The sequence below is a fragment of the Pseudoalteromonas sp. JC28 genome (assembly GCF_013319255.1).
In the GTDB taxonomy this organism is placed as follows: Bacteria; Pseudomonadota; Gammaproteobacteria; order Enterobacterales; family Alteromonadaceae; genus Pseudoalteromonas.
The window spans coordinates 220,443-238,662 of record NZ_QOKX01000006.1 but is presented as its reverse complement, the minus strand read 5'-3'; the positions used below and the strand labels follow the sequence as shown (position 1 = coordinate 238,662).

Annotated in this window: 15 protein-coding genes; 5 read left to right on the top strand and 10 right to left on the bottom strand. The window is 40.1% G+C overall.

Annotated features, from left to right (window positions below; genetic code table 11):
- The first annotated feature begins 424 nt into the window (after positions 1-424).
- A complete protein-coding gene (locus DS891_RS15115; protein ID WP_174170228.1) occupies positions 425-1,834 on the top strand; it encodes a sensor domain-containing diguanylate cyclase in 1,410 nt (469 codons plus the stop codon).
- Here the strand turns inward: DS891_RS15115 and ylqF are convergent.
- From ylqF to DS891_RS15080, 7 genes are all read right to left on the bottom strand, one after another.
- Complete coding sequence (gene ylqF / locus DS891_RS15110) at positions 1,831-2,775, bottom strand: ribosome biogenesis GTPase YlqF (protein ID WP_039493363.1); 945 nt, start codon at positions 2,773-2,775, stop codon at positions 1,831-1,833. The two genes, DS891_RS15115 and ylqF, sit on opposite strands and share 4 nt — an antisense overlap.
- 685 nt (positions 2,776-3,460) lie before the next feature.
- Positions 3,461-4,861: a hypothetical protein gene (locus tag DS891_RS15105; protein ID WP_174170227.1), complete on the bottom strand. Its 1,401-nt coding sequence runs from the start codon at positions 4,859-4,861 to the stop codon at positions 3,461-3,463.
- 39 nt (positions 4,862-4,900) lie between these two features.
- Complete coding sequence (locus DS891_RS15100) at positions 4,901-5,419, bottom strand: hypothetical protein (protein ID WP_174170226.1); 519 nt, start codon at positions 5,417-5,419, stop codon at positions 4,901-4,903.
- Positions 5,420-5,626: 207 nt separating this feature from the next.
- Positions 5,627-6,406 (bottom strand): Fic family protein, encoded by a 780-nt coding sequence (locus DS891_RS15095; RefSeq protein WP_174170225.1) that lies wholly within the window; start codon positions 6,404-6,406, stop codon positions 5,627-5,629.
- A gap of 461 nt (positions 6,407-6,867) precedes the next feature.
- Complete coding sequence (locus tag DS891_RS15090; RefSeq protein ID WP_254605894.1) at positions 6,868-7,416, bottom strand: methyl-accepting chemotaxis protein; 549 nt, start codon at positions 7,414-7,416, stop codon at positions 6,868-6,870.
- Positions 7,417-7,453: 37 nt separating this feature from the next.
- A complete protein-coding gene (locus tag DS891_RS15085; protein WP_174170224.1) occupies positions 7,454-8,320 on the bottom strand; it encodes a hypothetical protein in 867 nt (288 codons plus the stop codon).
- A 127-nt stretch (positions 8,321-8,447) separates the two neighbouring features.
- A complete protein-coding gene (locus DS891_RS15080) occupies positions 8,448-9,617 on the bottom strand; it encodes a GGDEF domain-containing protein (RefSeq protein ID WP_174170223.1) in 1,170 nt (389 codons plus the stop codon).
- 252 nt (positions 9,618-9,869) lie between these two features.
- Here DS891_RS15080 and DS891_RS15075 point away from each other — a divergent pair, with 252 nt between their 5' ends.
- On the top strand, positions 9,870-10,832 hold the full coding sequence (locus tag DS891_RS15075; protein WP_174170222.1) for a GlxA family transcriptional regulator: 963 nt from the start codon (positions 9,870-9,872) through the stop codon (positions 10,830-10,832).
- 17 nt (positions 10,833-10,849) lie between these two features.
- On the opposite strand, the gene DS891_RS15070 is transcribed toward DS891_RS15075, so the two are convergent.
- Positions 10,850-12,733, bottom strand: coding sequence for a methyl-accepting chemotaxis protein (locus DS891_RS15070; RefSeq protein WP_102057745.1), 1,884 nt, complete (start codon positions 12,731-12,733; stop codon positions 10,850-10,852).
- Positions 12,734-12,817: 84 nt separating this feature from the next.
- Here DS891_RS15070 and DS891_RS15065 point away from each other — a divergent pair, with 84 nt between their 5' ends.
- Both DS891_RS15065 and DS891_RS15060 read left to right on the top strand, forming a co-directional pair.
- Positions 12,818-13,978, top strand: coding sequence for a porin (locus DS891_RS15065; protein ID WP_174170221.1), 1,161 nt, complete (start codon positions 12,818-12,820; stop codon positions 13,976-13,978).
- 104 nt (positions 13,979-14,082) lie between these two features.
- Positions 14,083-14,724 carry an alpha/beta fold hydrolase gene (locus DS891_RS15060; protein WP_174170220.1) on the top strand — a complete coding sequence of 214 codons (642 nt, stop codon included), beginning with the start codon at positions 14,083-14,085 and terminating at the stop codon, positions 14,722-14,724.
- Here the strand turns inward: DS891_RS15060 and DS891_RS15055 are convergent.
- On the bottom strand, positions 14,721-14,930 hold the full coding sequence (locus DS891_RS15055; RefSeq protein WP_010376516.1) for a hypothetical protein: 210 nt from the start codon (positions 14,928-14,930) through the stop codon (positions 14,721-14,723). The two genes, DS891_RS15060 and DS891_RS15055, sit on opposite strands and share 4 nt — an antisense overlap.
- 403 nt (positions 14,931-15,333) lie before the next feature.
- Between DS891_RS15055 and DS891_RS15050 the strand changes: the two genes are divergently transcribed.
- Positions 15,334-15,807, top strand: coding sequence for a Dps family protein (locus tag DS891_RS15050; RefSeq protein WP_010376518.1), 474 nt, complete (start codon positions 15,334-15,336; stop codon positions 15,805-15,807).
- Between the two features lie 252 nt (positions 15,808-16,059).
- Here DS891_RS15050 and DS891_RS15045 read toward each other — a convergent pair whose 3' ends face one another.
- On the bottom strand, positions 16,060-18,117 hold the full coding sequence (locus DS891_RS15045) for a S9 family peptidase (protein ID WP_174170219.1): 2,058 nt from the start codon (positions 18,115-18,117) through the stop codon (positions 16,060-16,062).
- Between the last annotated feature and the right edge of the window lie 103 nt (positions 18,118-18,220).

The window sequence follows — 18,220 nt, the reverse complement described above, 5'->3', positions numbered from 1 at the left end:
CTAAAGCTATTTCCCTGCTTCAAGATAGATCATTTACTTAATACAACTGGTATTATATCTATTTTCAGCACTTACCGAAAAACAGCCGTACAAATATTAATGAGAATTATTTTCAAAAAGGTATTGACCTAACGGCTAATCTAATTGATAATCAATATCAACAAGAGAACATGCTCTTGCTGATTCGACCCTGAATCGTGTTGTCGGTGATGTGCTACAACGCCCCTTGATGTGTATCACTGGCAACCACTTTTTACTTGCTACATTGCTCATATCGGTGACGGTAGATATGAATCAAAAGGCCCTGCTCAGGGCTTTTTTTATGCCTACATTTTCTATCAGCGTTTGTTCAGCTGTAATGTCGTGTAATCGTTTTCTTTTACTAGAATCCGTATCATTCTATTTTTCCAAAAATAACAATAATATGAACGCTCGACGCTACCGTTATAACATGTTGTTAAGTCTGCTGCTGCTGGTAGGGTTTATTTTCACCAGCTGGATAAGTATCGAGCATGCTAAACAATCGTTGTATAAAGGGGTGAGCGATGATGCTCTGCCACTCACCAGCCATCTGATTGATTTAGATATACAAAAACGGCTTCAAGCTCCAATTATTGTTTCTCAGCAAATGGCAAATAACGTCTTTATTAAACGCTGGCTAACGTCTTCACAGCAAGACCCTGCGCTTATTTTCACCTACTTAGAAGATACTCGAGCTTTACATCACGCAAAAACAAGCTTTTTAGTGGATGACAAGAGCCTCATTTATTACCACTTTGATGGTAACACCCAGCAGTTAGACATTCGCGCCAAACAAAACGATTGGTACCGAGAAAGCTTGCACAGCGATGCTGACTATGCGCTCAATGTTGATATAGACCCAAGAGATAACAACGAAGCCATTGTTTACGTCAATCATAAAATAAGGCAAAACAACGATGTAATTGGCGTTGTTGGGGTTGGCATCTTATTGGCTGATTTACATAATTTAATCGAACAATACGAAGCCAGCTACGCACGCAAACTGTACTTTATTGACCACAAAGGCAGGCTATTATTTTTTAACGATCAGACCCTATCTGGCACCAGTATTCATGATCGTTTTCCAACCCAAGCAACGGCGCTGCTCAATCAATCCGAATATCAATTTCGGTTGGAAACTGACGACCATGCCGAGTTTGTCCATTCGCGCTATTTGGACTCTATAGGCTGGTATTTAATTGTTGAGCAAACAATAGATAAATCCAGTGGAATAAGCGACATACTCACAACCAATTTATGGGTAGGGAGCCTCGTCACCTTATTAATATTGGCCGTAGCGCAGTTGACGTTTAACCATTATCAAAAACGCTTAGAAAAAATGGCAAAGTACGACAAACTCACCGATACCTTTAATCGTCAAGCCTTCGAGCCACAGCTTCAGCACCATTTAGCGAAAGCGCGTACCCAATCAACCCCAGTAGTGATGCTGATGATGGACATTGACCACTTCAAACAAGTGAACGACCAACATGGCCATGTGGTAGGCGACAGAGTGCTGCAATGCTTCTCGAACGTATGTAAACGCCAGATAGAAAACAACGGTTTGTTGTGCCGCTGGGGAGGTGAAGAATTTATGGTATTGCTACCCAAAGCGACGTTAGAACAAGGAATTGCGATTGCTGAGAAGATCCATGTTGCTCTAGAGCAGGCGGAATGTGAGGTCAAAGTGACAGTCAGTATTGGCGTTGCACAATACCATATTGATGAATCAGAAGATGGTTTTATAAAGCGCGCCGATGCCGCGCTCTATCGTGCCAAACAAGGCCGGAATCAAACCAAATTCGCCGCTTAGCGGCGATTCTTACGCGCTCTTGCGCGGCGCTGACGTTTTTCGTCTTCACGCGCGGCCTTTTTAGCCTCAGCTTGTGCTCGTAACTCAGCAACCATTTCTTCTTCCGACTCTCGCATTTCCGGCGTTTCCATCGTGATCTGTCCGATAACAGCATCGCGCAGTTCGTTGATTAAAATCTCCGACATCTTATGCGTATCGACCTGATTGCCGCCCTTTACACAACCACGCTTGCGGCCAGCCATCTCGATAAATGTCCAATCACAGTCCGGTAATTCGTCGAGCTTGTAACGTGCTTTTAAAAGCTCTGGATATGCACCTAGCAGATATTCAGCGGTGTAACTCGCCACTTCTTCATAATTGATAGCCGTATCGCGAATAGCACCCGTTGCCGCCAAACGATAGCCCGAGTTTTCGTTCTCAACCTTTGGCCACAACATACCCGGCGTATCGTAAAGCATAATGCCGTCTTCAAGCTTAATACGCTGTTGCGCTTTAGTTACCGCTGGTTCATTACCTGTTTTTGCAACAATTCTGCCAGCAAGTGTATTGATAAGTGTCGATTTACCCACATTTGGAATACCCATGATCATGGCTTTTAGCTGCTTATCTTGACCCACTTTATGAGGTGCAAGCTTTTTGCAAAGCGCATTAATACGCTGTACTTCATTCGCCTTATCATGACCAAACGCCAGCGCTTTTACACCGCTCTCACGTTCAAAATACTCCATCCACTGCTTGGTCAGTTCAGGATCGGCAAGGTCCGCTTTGTTCATGATTTTGATAACAGGCTTGTCACCACGTAACTGCCCTACCATCGGGTTTTCGCTACTGTATGGAATACGAGCATCCAGCACTTCAATAATGACATCCATCTGCGGCATGATCTCTTTGATCTCATTGCGCGCTTTATTCATATGCCCTGGGAACCACTGTATTGCCATTATAACCACCTGTATTAATTAACTTTAAAAGCTCATATGTTGAACACCTTGCCAAGCTCACACCTACCATAGCGCCATTCGTACGAAGCAAGAGATAAGTAAAGGATACAACATAGGGTACTAAACGCTTTTAATACAGCAGCAGTACCTCATCACTAAGTTGGTTATTCTACTATAAATTGACAGGATTGGGTTAATGGCTTTGTTAGTACGACGATTCAAAGCCGCCTCATCCATATTCACCCAATCATTTTGCTAACGTATGTTCCCCATTAGGGCTGCCCTTCAGCCCTCTGATTTTTTCTAATACATCGGGTGAGTATACAGCTCATAATCAGTGCTGGGACTGTAATTAAAATGACATAAGGTGTTACCAAGATAAGAACTGCCAAGTTTGATTCCGAAAAGTATATAATCCAAACATACATACTAAAAATCAGCATAATACTGCCGTACAAGTAGTTTCTTACTATTTCACGAATCAACCTTATACCTTTAAAACTCAACATCAATTTGGAAAAAGCAAGTGGAGTTGACTTTGCGACTAGGTCCACCATTAATAAGTACAAAAAAGATGACAATGAAAAGTACGTACCATTATAGGCTAAATTGACAAATTCTAAAAGTGGCAAGCTAACGAAAAGAAATAGAAAAGTTAATATATTGTTATGGTTAAATTTATCATTCATAAATTTATTTCTTTTTGAATCCTAACAACATAACTATAATTATTTTTAACGTAGTTCTTAATTTTTTCATACTTTTTATTCTGCATCGACTTTACCGAGTACCACTCCAAAATATTGATACCAAACTCAGACTTTGGAGCACCGAAAACGGTTACAGCCTTTTTAAATTCCTCTACATCAGTCTCACCTTGTAAATAATAGAAACTAAAATTCTTACCATAAAGATATAAACCACTTAGGGAATCTAATTTATTTTTTGACAAGCGAGAGATAAGCCATTTATTTTCTGACAAATAACCAGCAACTCTAGTTATGTTAAACAATTGTTTTTGCTCTTTCCAAGACCCATTTCTATGTAGAAAATAGAACTCATTAACACTTATCCCATTCCTTGAATAGTATGCATGCTCTTGATCATTAACATAACCATACAACTCTTCAGAAGGGACTCTCTTAAAATCATCTAAGAATACTGACGGCTTATCATCTATATTATCTATTGAAAAAAGATAACTTACATAATCTTGATAAATAGGCTGACCTTGAAATAACTTTAACGAACCATCTAAGTCAAGACCTTTTATTTTTTCTTTAAGCTCACCAAACCCTACTGCACCTATAAACTTTGCCTTTGTAAAGTCTACATCTTGATACCTACACCTATTATAAAAGTTATAATGTTTATAATTATCAAAAGCTAACTTTATCTTTTTCAATCTATCTTTTCGTTGCAATTCCTTTCTATTAAAAACCTCGCCATAAACGCGCAAATCTATAAAATCAGAAATCACCAACCTTTCACTTATACTATAGCCATCCAAGTTAATCATATCCCCTCGCAAGGAATTTGAACTGGCATCAACATTTAATTCATCTTGCAACTTTTTTATTAATTCAAACCTCTTCTTCGACAACAAGTAATTGGTCAAAGAAAAACTTCTCCCTGAAATGTATATTAACAACTCATGTTTATTACCATCATAGTGTTTTTTCAATAAATCTATAAATGCTTCATCACCTTTATTCTCCAGCAAGATAGTAAGAGATGATTTTGAAACTCGATAACCTAAAGCAGCCAAGCTTTCTACATAATCATCACCAACATCATAAATCAAGGCTAATTCTAGAGTATTAAAGTCCCACCCAGTTACAATATTGTGGTGACTAGCTTCCCCTGATATTACCTTTACCACAGCATCAACAACTAAAGATTTTGTGATCTCAACTTCATCTGACTCAATATCAATATCGTTGAACCAATCCCTTTCGTAATAAACATAGGGCCTCTCAACATTTCCACCAAACCCATCAAAATAAAAGTAATTACAATTAGAAGAAAAGGAGAATGGTGAAAAAAATAAACCTATTAAAAAAATATTTTTTGATAAGTGATTCATTTTCTCGTTCCTAGATAGCCCCAAAAATAGGGCCGTGAGTTAGCTTTTAAAATATTTGTGAATTATAGGTTTGCAAATTTGTAAATTATCGTGCCATTCATAACATGCAGATTCTTCTTGGACCGAGTTATAATAGGACTTCCCAAAACCCTTTACTCCTCTAGCAAAAAGCGTCGCTGTTTTATTACATCTATAATTAAACTCTATATCTTTTTTGCCCTTCGCAGACTTTTCCCATTTTACTTTACATGTCGCAGCCATATCTGCGTGAAATTGATCGTCACAATTCTTTTGTCCTGAACCAAGAGTAGAGTAACACTTATCATGGCCGTTGCAGCTATCTCTAAAAACTCCATCCCAGCTATTAAGTATATCAATAGAACCTATTTCTGAGCTACAACCGTCGACTGATATTGTTGGTTTTAACAATGGATCACAAGAGTCTGGTTTTTGATCTGCATAATTACCACAGAGCCATATAACCTCAGCATCAAATGCTCTTGCTTCTTTTTCTCTTTGCTCAGAGCTAGAGTTATCGTACCCATAACGATCACCCAAAGTTTCAAATGTACGACTTAAATTACTAACAGAATGCCGAAATCGGCTCTTCGGAATAGCAACGCCATTTACTTGTATCCTCTCAATAGCATACGCACTTTTAAAACCGGCTGATAGCGAGTTACTATTTGATAGTTCGTAAGCATCGATATCAACATTTAATAAAACAGCCCCCCATCAGACTAAAGATCAAACTCTTTTTTATATTCATTTCATTCCTTTTATTAACTTTTCATGTAACTTATTGTGGTAATTGAAAATATGCTTTGAAATTATAACGTTACCGACTCTTCCAAATATTGGTAAGACTTCAACAACACCTTTTTTCTTAAGGTTAATATAAAAATCATCTTTTACTCCCTCTACACTTTCTATAAAAACCCCTTTATCAACCAGAACATTAAATAATTTATAAAACCTTTCTTCATCCGTCACCCTATAATCTCGCACCACATTAAAAACCAAGGATTCCTTTTCATTGTTAAAGTAATTGGTCAACTCCTTTCCCATTTCTAATAGTGTTCTTAACTCTGGAGAGTTAGCAAAACTCTCATAGGATGAAAGAGATTTAAAACATAGTTCGTTGTACATTTCTTCAGTTTTCTTTGAAAGATGAAGTCTAGGACAATATAAGCTATACTTTTCTTCGACTAAGCTTAGAAATAAAGAGCGAGCGGTCCTTCCATTCGCGTCAATAAATGGGTGTATAGCTACAATTCTAAAATATAAAAAAAGGTTACAAGTTAAATTATTTCCAACTCTTTCCTTGTTAAATATTTTTAGCGTATCGTTAATTAAACTTTTAATTTCACTGGGTGCAGGTGGTATATAAATTTTATCATTTTCACTCCTACCAACCCATGACTTATGAGTCCTATAGCCTGGAAGCTCTAAACTGAGGCTTTTATTAATTAAATGAATATCACTTTCCTCAAGTTCCCTTCCCCTCAAACCAAAATCAATAGTTTTATAGAACTTCCCTCTCAATCTCAATATATTTTCAATTTTTATTTTTTAATGAATAACTATAATAATCATGTAAAACCAACTCCATTGGTAGTATATTTTTTAATTGTCTAACACAGAAACTCGAAGATACATATCTGTAAATAAAGTTCTTATAATTATGATCGTTCTTGCGTAGACCTAGTTGCATTAAATACCACCATTTTGTAATTACTTTACTGCTAAAGGACTCAATACAGGTACATCATCATACTTTTAACACATATCAATTATAATTTATTTTTTGAGTTATTACTCAAATAACACTTGGATCTAGCTTTGCTCCATCCCCACCCCAAACAATTAACATTTAATTAACTTTATAATGTAATTAGAACAGAATACTGATGGATTGATAGGAAAAGACTTATAGTAGGGATACCAACGCCACAATTAAGTAATAATCCACTCAAAAGTTGAGTGGATTATTCAAACTCAAGAACTCACAACGTAAACTTAGACAGTAGCGCTTCTTGTTCATGGGCGTTTTTAGCGAGTTCTTCGCTGGCGCTGTATTGTTTGTCAGAAAAGCTGCCGACTTCGACACTAATATCGTTGATATGTATTGTATTTTTATTGATTTCTTCAATCACCACACTTTGCTCTTCTATGGCTGTTGCGATTTGAATATTGCGATCCATAAGCTCTTTTACTGCCTCTGAGATTTCTTCTAGCATATGTGTCGCTTGCTCGGTTTGTGACACACATTGCTGGGTTTTATCTCGGCTACTTCCCATAGGTTGCTGAACTTGAATGGACGAGGCTTGGATCTGGTCGATCATGGATTTAATTTCGGTGGTGGATTCCTGTGTTTTTGATGCTAGAGAGCGCACTTCATCGGCCACAACCGCAAAACCACGACCTTGCTCTCCGGCACGTGCGGCTTCAATTGCAGCGTTAAGTACCAGTAGATTGGTTTGTTCAGCAATGAAAACCGCTGGCTGGAACGACAAATTTAGGGCACAGGTGTTCTTTGGTTTATAAGTAATCAAAGTATGCTCCGCCCCTAGCGTTTATGTAACGATTGATTTAATCAGATAAACCGCTTTCCTGAGTTAGGTAATGAGAAAATTCCTTAAGTAGAGAATGAGCACTTTTTTCATAAGTACTTTGAAGCGCATCACTAAACTCAATTCCTGTTAATAATAACTGTATTAATTCGTTAAATTGTTTAGGGCTTAGGTCATAGATGAAATGCACAAATAACCCACCAACCCTGTACGACACCCGGTTAACCACCCCATTTTTTGTTACAGCATCACTTGCATCCTGTGATAAAAACCAATAATTCAACTCTCCCGACAAATAGGTATTTACCTCATTTTCATTCATTAGCTCGAAAATCTCTTTGCCTTTAGTATAATCTTGCCCTCCATTTGCAACAAACTCAGCGATCCCTTCTCTAAACCATAAAGGTACTTTTTCGATATGGGCCTTATCCCCAAGATGGGTGTAAAAAAGGTAGTGTGTTAACTCATGATTAAGTAACCTCCCAATCGAACTGCTATGAAATGCATTTGGCGATAAAAATAATTTACCCCAATATACTGCACCAACAACATTTTTGGATAAAAATACATATTCATTGAAAGAGTCTTGACTAGCACACACATAAACCGAGATTGGCTTTTTAAATTTAGCCTTGAGCACATGCTCTACTGCATACTGACTCTCACTCAAAACTCTACTTACACGAAATGCATTGTTTTCTGCTGAAGCTTCGTATCTGATACGTCTATCAATCTGGAGAGTTAAAAAATGATCCGTAGACTTATATTTAGCCCATATAGCTTTGATTAACACAGGCTGCATGAGCGTAATCAGGATGATGAAAATAGCACTTATCGATAGCAGAACAATAATATACTTCTTAAAGTTTTTTCCGTTAGATCTCATCACCTTTCAACTTAGCCTATTTAATTCAACGAGGAAATTTCTTTTACTTTGAGCAAAACATTGGTTCTCTATGCTACAGGAAACAATAAAAGAGTACGAATACCAACTGGCGGCAATACAAAAACTGCTAGGGGTTAGATAACTTATAGCCACACTTGCCAGAAGACTTAACGGCATACATTGCTTTATCAGCCTTCTCAATTAATGATTCGATGCAATTTCCCTGAGTGGGGAAAAAGCTAATACCGATACTCCCCCCAACTTTATACACCTGATGTTCAACTTCAATTTCTTGCGTGATACTGATGAGTAACTTTCTAGCGATAATCTCCGCTTGTTCTTTTGAGTCTAGCTGCGTTGCGATTACAATAAATTCATCACCTCCAATTCGAGCACATATGTCGGTACTTCGTGTACTGGCAATTAGTCTTGTTGCTATGCATCTGAGTACTTCATCACCAACCTTATGACCACTACTATCATTAATGGGCTTAAAGTTATCCAAATCAATGTAAAATACCGCGGTTAATTGATGTGGGCGATTGGCAAAAATGTTCGCCTGATTAAAAAAGTTAGTCAGATAACGCTTATTCTTAAGCCCAGTAAGTGCATCATGATAAGCAAGTTTCAGTGCATGCTTTTCAGCCTTGAGCAAGCGGCGTTGGAAAGTAATAAGTACTGATGCCAATAAAGCTAAATAGAGTACCAAGTTCACCATAGTACCTAGAATAAAACCATAGATTCTCCAGTCAGGGAAATAATAGATTATTGGGTAAGAAACCAACCAATGTATGGAGAGAATAAGGGCTGCAAGGGAGATAAACCGATACACACAGGTAAAATATGGCTTTTTCTTTCCAAAAAAAAGTATAAATATATAAAATAAAAAAGAAAAGTTAACCATTGCACAGAGGATCTTAAAGTACCAAGGAGATAAGTTTAAGATTGAAATTATAAACAGCGTACCAAGCACATAACTAAATAATTGAATAACTCTTCTTTTTACGCAATTCAATTTAAAGAATCGGCATACTCCAACTAATAGGATTGGCTTCTCAAAAAGGTTAAGTACAAGATAAAGGTTACTACTTAGCTCTGTTGAAATAACAAGTTCGCCTAGCAAAATACAAATTCGTGAAGCAATTGCAAACAAGATAGCGCTCGACCAAAACCCAGCTCCGGAAGGTGTTCTAGGCACGGTTCTGGTAGCAAGTAACAATACCAACAAAAATGAATATAGCGTCAACCCAACCGTATGCACCAAATGAAACATAACGACACCTACCTCTAGCTTCATTGATTAATCACCGCAGCAGTATTGAAATTGAAGCTGCTACCAAAATAGTAGGCCAAAGGTCTACACTCTATTTTTCTCTTTGATAAAAACAATAAGTCCTTTTATTTAAAAGTTTAGAATAAACAATGAATGAAGCAGGAACGAATAAGGACTAATTAACATCGAAAAAAGTCAACATCAATGTCCTAGAGTTCCCTTTACCATTAATATTGTGCTAACTATTAATATATCATCATAAGCTAAGTGGTCGTTATGAGTTGTGAATCTACTCTGATTAATCTTCATATTTTAGTTGTCGGTGGCTTTGTACCATATGATTTAGCCGTGACTTACCAAATGTTTTTTTTTGCAACAAAAGAACGCGAACAACCACGCTATAATATCCAATTTGTAGGTAACCAAGGGCAAGTTCAAAGCGATAGTTTTATCATTGAGAATGTACAACCTTTATCAGCTATCGGCGCTAATGACACATTAATTGTTCCAAGCTTATATACACCGACTGCCTATGATGATGAAAACGTTCTCCGTGCAATTCGCACCGCATATCAACAAGGTTCTCGCATCGTTTCTATCGGTAATGGCTCAGTACTTTTAGCAAAATCAGGTGTCTTAGATGGAAAACGGGCTACCTCGCATTGGGATGTTTTTTCAGAGTTTGAGCAACACCACACGGCGGTCGATATATTGCGTGACGTATTATACGTTGACGAGGGACAAGTTATCACATCGGCCGGCCTTTCTGCCGGACAAGACCTGTGTCTACACATCATTAAATGTGATTTTGGAGCAGCGCTTGCGAACAAAGTTGCGGAACGTTTTGTAATGCCTCTTGAGCGCAGTTTTTCACACCCTCAATTATATCGACCTGTATATAATGTCTTAAATGACATTCAGCGGGTACAATTATGGCTCTCACACAACTATCATAAACCGCTTACGCTCGCTGAAATAGCTGAGCACGCCTGTATGACAAGCCGAGCACTGACTAGAAACTTCAATAAATACGTTGGCCAATCACCCATGATGTGGCTTCGAGAATTGCGAGTGCAGCGGGCGCAAATCTTACTCGAAACAACCACTTTTAACATCAATGTGATATCTGAACTGAGTGGCTTTGGTACTGTTGTGAACTTTCGCATTGCATTCAAGCGTTATGCTGGCTGCTCGCCAACAGAATGGCGCTGTCGCTATAACAACAGCCATGTGTTGTGACCCGTTATATTTCAAGCTCACAACGTAAACTTAGACAGTAGCGCTTCTTGTTCATGGGCGTTTTTAGCGAGTTCTTCGCTGGCGCTGTATTGTTTGTCGGAAAAGCTGCCGACTTCGACACTAATATCGTTGATATGTATTGTATTTTTATTGATTTCTTCAATCACCACACTTTGCTCTTCTATGGCTGTTGCGATTTGAATATTGCGATCCATAAGCTCTTTTACTGCCTCTGAGATTTCTTCTAGCATATGTGTCGCTTGCTCGGTTTGTGACACACATTGCTGGGTTTTATCTCGGCTACTTCCCATAGATTGCTGAACTTGAATGGATGAGGCTTGGATCTGGTCGATCATGGATTTAATTTCAGTGGTAGATTCCTGTGTTTTTGATGCTAGAGAGCGCACTTCATCGGCCACAACCGCAAAACCTCGGCCCTGCTCTCCTGCACGTGCGGCTTCAATTGCAGCATTAAGTGCCAGTAGATTGGTTTGTTCTGCAATACCATTAATGACCGAAAGAATATTCTCAATATTTTGGCTATATTCTGCAAGTTGCGTACTCAACTCGTACGATGCAGTAATATCGTCAGCCAAAGCATTAATTTGGCTTCGCGCTTTAAAGAATATTTCTTGCCCTTCGGAGGTCTTTTCATTTACAGAGGTGATAGAGCTTGCGGCTTGCTGCGCGTTACCTGCGATTTCGGTCGAGGTAGTACTCATTTCATTCATCGCGGTAGCGAGGTTTTCAATTAGGCTAACTTGTTGATCAAGTTTCTGTGAAGAATGCGTCGACAGCTCTTTGGCGGCATCACTGCTTATCACCACGTCGTCTGCACGTTCTTTTACATTACTTACTAACCCATGCAAAAAGCCCAAGAACAAATTAAATTGTCGCGCTACCGTGCCGCACTCATCTTCGTTAACAATTTTTAAGCGCTGAGTTAAGTCACCGCCCCCACTTGCCATGCCGGTGATTGCAGATTCCAAATCCCGTAATGGTTGGAGTAAGTGAATTGCTAACGTCCGTACGCAGAATACTCCAATAGCCACGGCTAAAATAGCAATGATCAGGGAGTTTATTGTAATTTCAGTCAGTGTTTTGTAGGCTTTTGATTTATCGATTAATACCGCCAAATACCAGTCCGTACCAAAGGTGTTATCAAGCGAATGTAAGTAAAACAACCTTTTGCCTTCTTTGGTATCCACTTCTTGCAACTTATCTACGCTATCTAAGCGTAAAGCTGGATATACCTGTTGCAATTTTTTGCCGTTAAATTCGGCATGTTGATGAGAAATTACATTACCAGACTTGTCGACCAAAAAGGCATAGCCCGTGTTATCAAAGTTAACCTGATTGACACTATTAGCGATGGTTTTTAGGCTTAAATCTCCCCCAATTACCCCTTTAAAATTACCGTTCACTACAATGGGAGATACCACCGACAGCAATAATTCACCTGTCGCCGCGTCCGTATATGGACTGGTATAAACGGTTTTATTTTGGTTTTTACCAAGCTGATACCAAGCTCGCTCTCTAAAATCGACGCCTGGAGGATTTTTGCGAGCGGGGTTGTTCGACCTGAGCCCTTCCTCATTAGCCAAAGTACCAAAAGCCAGCAGAAACTCCTTTTTAAACACTGGTGTATTCAGTGCTTGTTGAAAGTTATCATCGCTAAAGTTTTGCTCTAACTGACTTTTTATCACATTAATTTGCGTTGCTTTACCAGCCAGCCAATTCTCTATGCTCACAGCCAGCAATTGCGTGCTATCTGTTACATAGGCATGGGTTTTGGTTTTCACCGAATCGCTAACAAACCAGTAAGTAGAAAGCGTCGTCGTCGTGATGATCAATAAGATCACTATGGCAGAAGTCACAGAGAACTTAGTGCGGATCTTCATATTCAACAGCCTGAATAAAAAGTGCTCGAATATCAAAAGTGTTGTCTATAATTCGATTATTGGCAACTGAGCGATGTAAAAACCATGAATTTTACTTTGAGCAACTCAACCGCACTGATTGGCCTAGCCTGTTTACTGACTTCTTCAGCAACTTTGGCAACCGATCGACCTGTCACCATGGCCGACATTGAAAATCTTGAGCGGCAATTAGCTGAGCTTAAAGCTCGGTTTATGACGCAAAATAGCGAACTAAAGGCCGCAGCTCCAATGGCAAAATCAACACCACAGAGTGACCCGGTAAAACCACCTAGCGAGCCCTCAACCACGCTCAAAACCTATGCCACAATACGCCCGACATTTGGCGTAATCAATCAAGATGACGCAAGTAACTGGGATGTTCGTGACGCCTTATCCCACGCAGGGATTAAAGTAACTCATGAATTTATGCCGGGCTGGCAGGCCGAACTTCATGGTGAATGGGGCATCGATCTCGCCAATGAAGGAAATTTTGGCAAGTCACGCCGTGCTTATACTGCGCTAGGTACACCGTATGGTCGATTTGGCATTGGCAAACAAAGGCCTGCACAGTATCTGTTTATTGCCGAATACGTTGATATTTTTAATCACGCCAGCAGCCCATTTGCTTACGATCCAGAGAGTATTTTTTTCGTTGATAATTTAGTCACTTACCGCTACGAATTGGGGCCAATGACGTTTATCGCCGCAGGCCAATTTAATGGTGATAAGGGCGATAATCAAACGGATTTATTCAACACTGGGTTAAGTTACGATAACGCAGGTTTACACGCAGCGATTACTTATCAACAAAACGATGTGTACGATAACGAGCAACATATTGGCGAAAACCAACTTTGGTCTGGTGCGCTGGCTTACCAATTTACCTCCCGCTTTTACGCTGCTATGGCATATCAGGACAAAGACTATCAACGCGTGGAAGCTCTTGATTCTCGACAAGGCCACACCTTTGATCTTTCGTTGGCCTATCAACTCGCAAAACACTATAAACTCAAAACCGGATATTTTGATTTTGATGACGGTTACGGCAGTCATGATCCGCTTAATCAAAGCTTCGATGGCTACAATGTTACACTTGAGTGGCTACCAACACCGCCCCTCAGAGTGCACTTGGAGTATTTGAACAAGTCCTTCGACAACCAAATCGATATGGACTCCATCTCCATTGGCTTTAGGTACGATTACACGCAAGAGTGGCAATTTGATTAGTTAGAATAATAATTTCTAATTTGGATTGATTTATACATCAAGTATTCAAGTGGGGGTGGTACACTCGCGCAAGGCTTAGAAGTATTCAAGTTTAAAGAGGCGGTATGAACCACGCTCCTATTTCACTCAATATTACCGCGAGCGCCAAAATCGAGAGCATTGTGGTGCTACACGGCTTGTACATGTCTGGTTTTGTGATGCGGCCGCTTAGCGCTCGCTTAGGTAAATCGGGCTACCGTATTCTCAATTTAAGCTATAACACATTAACGCCAGATATTGATGAGATCTGCGCCGCTATTGATACTTTTGTTGGCGACTGTCCCGCCGCCCTCGTTTGCCACTCCATGGGGGGCTTAGTTGCAAGAGCATATTTAGAACGAGGTTCTGCCGCGAGCAAGCAAGTAAAAAAAGTGGTGACCTTGGGGACACCACATAAAGGTAGTGCCATTGCCAAGCATATGCACGACAAAGGACTGGAGCTACTGTTAAAAAACAGTGTGGAGTTTTTATTATCTAACAATCAAGATTGGCCTTTCGACGCCAAGCTTTACAGTATTGCCGGTGACTTACCCATTGGACTAATGCCACTGCTACAAAAAGGTAGCCAGTCAGATGGCACTGTGCTGTTAGAAGAAACCAAGCTCAGTGGCATGGCCGAGCACAAAGTATTTCATCTCAGCCATACCAGCTTAATATATTCCCGTGCGGTAATGGACTATATCTGCGAGCTGTTAGGGAGGCCTTAGTGCTCTGCGCTTGCAGCTACTTTGTAAGCAATCACTGCGATCAAGCCAACTAATAACGGTACTGGCGCTGCAATATAGCCAAAGGTATCTGAGTTTGCGATGCTTGCGCCAGCTAAGTGACCTACGAGCCCAACAACAAAAGCCACTAAAGCGATAACAACGACGACGAGTTCCATTTTATGTTCTGATTTTGTTTTGCCTTTCATACTCATTTCCTCAAGTAGTAGACACCGCGTTTTTTGTGTCTTGATGAAATGATTATGCGCTTATGATGCGGCGATATTTTGACCTAAATCAAGTTTAAAACCGCCAAAATACGAACGAGATTAAACACTTGTCTTAGATCAAAAACTACGCGCTCTGGTAAGGCTTTGGGAAAAGTTGGCAAGCTTTATTCCCGCCAAGTATTCATGTCACCTTGTTATTGTTGAGCGCTTTTTGGGGTTTCATCTTGTTTTTTACCACGCTCATCCCAACGTCATATTGTATTAATATTTAATATGTTTTTATTTTATTAATTGATTTTTCCGATTAAACACTTTGATTTTAATCATTGGGCAATCACCTAAGGTTGCGCCATACTGACTGTGAATCAACAAGGAGCATCGCATGACAAACATTAATTCTATCGGTTTAGACAAAGCAAAGAGCCAAGCGCTAGTAACGTCACTTAATACGCTACTAAGCAGCTACCAAATTCAATATATGAATGCCCGTGGTTTTCACTGGAATATCAAAGGTCGTGAGTTTTTTGAACTACACCTAAAATTTGAAGAAATTTATACGCTATTACTTGAGAAAGTCGATGAAATCGCAGAGCGTATTTTGACAATTGAAGGCAACCCATTGCATGCGTTTTCTGATTATTTGGAAACCAGCAAAATTCAAGAAGCAAAAGGGATCAGCAATGGTACGCAAGCACTAGAAACCCTGCTTGATGGCTACACAACGCTTATTTCTATGCAGCGTGAGATTCTAGCGCAGGCGGGCGAAGCCGAAGATGAAGGGACAGCTGCGCTAATGAGCGACTACATCAAAGAGCAAGAGAAGCTGGTGTGGATGCTTAAAGCATATTTAAACTAAGATTAAGGCTAGGGTGTACAAGTCGAGCTAAAAGCTACGACCTACAAGCGAGCCAGCTCCTACCTTGATTCTCCTCTGGTAGGAGCGAGTTTACCTCGCGATCTTTTATCTCGCTGTTGTCGAGTTAGAGCTAGGGTGTACAAGTCGAGCTAAAGCTACGACTTACAAGCAGAGCCAGCTCCTACCTAGGTTTTCCTCTGGTAGGAGCGAGTTTACCTCGCGATCTTTTATCTCGCTGTTGTCGAGTTAGAACTACGACCTACCATTCAATAAGCTGATAAAGAATGCCATTTCTAGCGCTCTTTCATGTAAGCTTTTAAATCGGCCTGAGGCACCACCGTGACCCGCTTCCAAGTCGGTTTTAAAGATCAGCACATTATCATCCGTTTTATATTCTCTAAGCTTAGCAACCCACTTCATTGGCTCCCAATACTGCACTTGCGAGTCGTGCAGACCTGTGGTGACTAGAATATTTGGATAGGCTTTGGCTTCAATATTGTCATACGGCGAATACGCTAAAATATTCTGGTAGTCCGCTTCATTATTCGGATTACCCCATTCATCATACTCGTTTGTGGTCAATGGGATTGACTCATCCAACATGGTAGTTAACACATCCAAGAAAGGCACATGGCAGCCTAACCCTAAATACAGCTCTGGAGCTTGGTTTGCAATTGCACCCATTAACAGGCCGCCTGCACTTCCGCCTGATGCAAACACTTTGTCTTTATGGCCGTAGCCCTGCTCAACCAAGGCCTTGGTAACATCAATAAAGTCGTTAAAGGTATTTTGCTTATGCGCTTTTTTGCCTTGCTCATACCATTCACGACCAAGCATCTCAGAACCTCGAATATGCGCAATCGCGTATACAAACCCTCTATCTAACAGGCTTAGAATTTGACTAGAGAAGTTAGGGTCGATAGTAATACCATAAGAACCATAGCCATACTGCAATAGTGGATTGCTACCGTCTTGATTAAACTTATCTTTTCGATACACCAAAGACACAGGGACTTTAACACCATCTCTTGCGGTTATATGCAAACGTTCAGAGTGATAATATTCAGGTTTAAAATCACCTAACACTTGCTGTTGCTTTTTCAGCGTCTTCTTACCAGTGGTTAAATCACAATCGTACACTGAGCTGGGAGTTGTCATACTCGAGTAGTGGATACGAATATTACTTGAACTTGGCTCAGGGTTATTTCCTACCGTAGCAAAATAACAAGCATCATCAAATCCAAGGTGATAGCTCTGCCCTTGATAATCATGGACAACAAAACGGATCTGCCCTTGTTCACGCTCAGTCAGCACAAAGTGACTATGGAACAGCTCCAAACCTTCTAATAGTACATGGTCGCGATGGGCAACCAACTCTTCCCATTGCTCGACATCACCAACGGTTGCCGCTGTTGCACGCATTAAACGGAAGTTTTTAGCGTTCTTATTACTCAGGATGTAAAAGAACTCTCCCATTTTTTCAAGACCATATTCATGGCCAATTTCTCTTGGAATAAGAGTGCTAAACTCACCGCAAGGATCGTTTGCATCCAGTATTAACTGATCGCTCGTTTCCGTTGCTGCGAGATAGATATAAATAGCGCTTTCGTCACGACTTTTACCCAATCCCATATAAAATTGGCGATCTTGCTCTTCAAACACCAAAATATCATCGCTTTGTGGCGTTCCCAACACATGGCGATACACTTGGAAGCCGAGCAACGTTTGTTCGTCTTTTTTGACATAAAATACGGTTTTATTGTCGTTCGCCCAAATTACCTGACCTTCCGTGTTATACAGCACGTCTTGTAGTAGCGTATTGGTGTTTAAATCAAGAAACTTGATGGTATAAATTCGACGCCCGTCGGTATCTTCACTATAGGCAAGCAGTTGCTCGTCTGGGCTTACAGTAATATCACCGATGTCATAAAACTCGTTGCCAGCGGCTAACTGATTAATGTCTAACAGCAGTTTTTTATCCGACAAATCTTCTTGTGATGCACGATAATACTTAGCATATTCCTCATCACCACTCACTTCACTCACATACCAATAGTTGCCATCTTTTGCGGGCACTGAGCTATCGTCTTTTACGATACGACCTTTCATTTCTTCAAACAGCTGGGTTTGCAGTGCTTGGTGAGGCGCCATTTGCGCTTCACAGTAATCATTCTCTGCTTTGAGGTGTGCCAACACATCAGCATTTTTACGCTCGTCATCACGCATCCAGTAGTAGTTGTCGATACGCTCATGATTATGGTGCAGCAAGGATTTCGGCTGCTTTTTGGCTAGCGGTTTAGTTTTTTCCATCACCAAGTTGTCATCCTAAATTCGTTATTTTTCGCCAGTGTATCATGATTCAAGAGCCATACCAGCGCGCAAAGAAAAAGGCCGAGCATCACTGCGCGGCCTT